This is a genomic window from Bradyrhizobium sp. SRL28 (genome assembly GCF_018596315.1).
Classification (GTDB): Bacteria; Pseudomonadota; Alphaproteobacteria; order Rhizobiales; family Xanthobacteraceae; genus Bradyrhizobium.
The window spans coordinates 1-2,697 of record NZ_JAHEAG010000129.1 but is presented as its reverse complement, the minus strand read 5'-3'; the positions used below and the strand labels follow the sequence as shown (position 1 = coordinate 2,697).

4 protein-coding genes and 1 pseudogene are annotated in these 2,697 nt (G+C 60.2%); all 5 read right to left on the bottom strand.

Features of this window, described 5'->3' with window-relative positions:
• On the bottom strand, window positions 1-285 hold a 285-nt coding region (fdxB, locus tag KIP88_RS45515), incomplete at its 3' end, for a ferredoxin III, nif-specific (protein WP_214494579.1).
• Window positions 286-300: 15 nt separating this feature from the next.
• Window positions 301-501: a CCE_0567 family metalloprotein gene (locus KIP88_RS45510; RefSeq protein WP_057846604.1), complete on the bottom strand. Its 201-nt coding sequence runs from the start codon at window positions 499-501 to the stop codon at window positions 301-303.
• Between the two features lie 9 nt (window positions 502-510).
• Window positions 511-981 (bottom strand): annotated as a pseudogene (locus KIP88_RS45505) (NifX-associated nitrogen fixation protein).
• 7 nt (window positions 982-988) lie between these two features.
• On the bottom strand, window positions 989-1,384 hold the full coding sequence (gene nifX, locus KIP88_RS45500) for a nitrogen fixation protein NifX (RefSeq protein WP_214494578.1): 396 nt from the start codon (window positions 1,382-1,384) through the stop codon (window positions 989-991).
• Window positions 1,381-2,697, bottom strand: a 1,317-nt coding sequence (gene nifN / locus KIP88_RS45495; protein WP_214494577.1) for a nitrogenase iron-molybdenum cofactor biosynthesis protein NifN, incomplete at its 5' end; no start/stop codon positions are given. The genes nifX and nifN, both read right to left, overlap by 4 nt.

The following is a 2,697-nucleotide window of genomic DNA, read 5'->3' as shown; positions in this document are numbered from 1 at the left end:
TGCGGCGGGCTGGTGGGTCTGGCAGTTGGTCGGACAAACCCGGGCGCAGGCGCCGCAGCCGATACAAGCGCCCCGGTCATTCATCACCATAATCTTCTTTTCGATCTCACCGTCTTCGTCATCGTCGAGATCGACAAGATCGCCCTCCTCATTGATCCCCTTCAATGTCATGACGTCGCGACCGCAGACCTTGAAACAGCGGCCACAACCGATGCACTTCTTGGGATCAATTGAGATCAGGTAGTTCGGCGCCCAGTCGCGGCCGTCGCGCGTTGCAAATGACATGATCGGATACCCTTTTTAGGCCTTTTCCAGCGCCTTGAGATCCTCGCGCTTGCGCTCGAGTTCGGCAAAGGCATCGTGCGCCTTCTGCGCCACCGCCATGATCGAGGTCCAGTTGATGGGAAGTTCCTCCGACAAATCGTGCAGATCCATCTTGGCCTTCGTCGCCTTGACCGACAGCTTTCTTATTTCCGCTTTCAGCATTTCAAGGTCGCTCATGAGCTGCTCTCAATAGTTGGCCACGTCGGGAAATTTCCGGGTCATCTCGATGCCGCCTTCGACGTATTTGTCACCCTCGGCGGCGAGCTTTGCGAGATTGTCGAAGCCGAAGCGATGCACATCGCGCAGCTGCTTGTTCACCACGATCAGCCGGCCGCCGATCAGCACCATGCGGCCAAAGCCTTCGTGGTGCATCTTCAGCATCGGCTGGATCATCACACCGGTCGTCTTCTCGATCGAGAGCGCGACCGCATTGAAGAACAGCTCCAGCCGTCAGACCGTATCCGGATCGGGATCGTCGACGATCGGCAGCGCGCGCCGTTTCTCCTTGTCCAGAATATAGGGTTCGAGGAGATCGAGATCGCTCTTGCCGTCCCAGGCGCCATGGACGTCCTGGGCGCGCCAGATCTTGATCAGTTCCCTCACGAATGGCGCATCGAGCGCGCGATCGGTTTGCACGATATCCGCGGCTTCAGTCATGTCGTCCTCATTCTTCGAAATCGAGCGTGCGCTCCTGGTCCTTTGCCAGTGCCTTGCGCAGCCAGGGTGGCGGCGTACCCTTCAGCACGTGCTGAAGCTTCTCGACCAGCGCCAGAATGTTCTCGGGCTTGTCCACCTTGATGGGATGTATATTGTTCGCCACTACCCGCGCGGCACCGGAGCCGCCGATGGCAGCGACATAGAGAATGGCGCAATCCTTGATTGCCTCGATCTTGGGCGCGAGCTTGTCCTCGTTGCCGTCTTCCTTGAGATCGCCGTAGAACTGAACCGCCTTCAGAAATACGTGCCCGCCCGGCCCAACATCATAGATCGCGATGTACTTGGCCCAGCCAAAATGCGCATCGACGCGCCTCAAGTCTTGGGTAGCGAATGCGACCTTCATGCAATCGACCCCTCTGTTGCGTCGATGAAGCTACGGCGGCCGGGCTTTAAGGGCCGTCTCGAGGTCCGCCAGCTATCGGGCGTCGGCTGATGATTTTCCTCTCGGTCGGCGATCACGAGATTGGCGATATTGAAGATCACATCGCGCGTGCCGCGATAGCCGACGGATAGCTGGTGTCCCGCGCCGATCCGATCGAACATCGGAAATCCCGCGCGATAAAACGGAATCTTCAGCCGCGCCGCCGCTTGGCGGCCATGCGAATGCGTAATCAGCAGATCGCAATTCCTCGTCCTAGCAAGCTCTTCCAGATCCTCGAGATCGCCGATCAGCACCTCCTTGGTCCCGATCCGCTCCAGCACCGGCGACGGCGTGGTCGTCACGGCCGCCGTCACCTGCGCGCCCATCTCGTGAAGCATGCTGGACAGGTCGAACAGGAGGTCAGGCTCGGCTCCGATCGCGAGCTTGCGGCCGCCGACATGGAAATGCGCGTCCAGCATCGCATCGCTGAGCTGGCCGCGCTGGCGCCGATATTTTGCTGGCACAGGGCGGCCACTGATGTCGCTCAGGAAAGCGATGAATTCATCGTTGGGGATGAGGCCGCACAGCCGCTCGAACAAGCGAAACGGCACCCCAGACTTCGCCTGCATGGCTTCTGCCGCCCGCCGCATCTGCGCACCGATGGCAATGGTCCAGCTGGACCGGCCCATGCCCGCGACTTCGTCAACCCCGATGCCACCAATGGTCGTTGGCGTAAACTCGTCCGGGATATGCCCGTCCAGCGATCCCGCGAGATCAGGCAGGAAGGATGGCTTCAGGCCGAAATCCTCCAGGATCGTCCTAAGTTCGTCGAGGTCACCCGGCGTCAGGTGACATCCGGGGAGGACATTCACCCGCGCGGAATCACGCTCCGCCCCGACCGCCGGCGCCTCCACCAGTACCTCGACCATGCATGCCACTGTCTTTCCCCACCCGTCCTGGAAGGCGTCCTTGAAATCGGGCGTGGAGACAAAGACAAGAGGAAATTTGGCGAGCTGCGGATGCTGCTCGCGGATCAGCTTGATGTAGCCGTCGACGTCATCGCCATTGGTTTCGGTCACTCCGGTCGAGCAGATCCCGATGATCTCCGGCTTGGCACGATTGTATATGTTGAGGATAGCCTTCTCGACATTTTCATAACCGCCGAGCACGGTCGCCACTTCGCTCATCGCAGTCGTCTGCAGCGGCACCGCCTCCTTGAAATGCCGCACGAACAGCGTGAGCCCGAAGGATGTGCACCCTTGCGAGCCGTGCAGAAGCGGCATCGCCCCACGCAG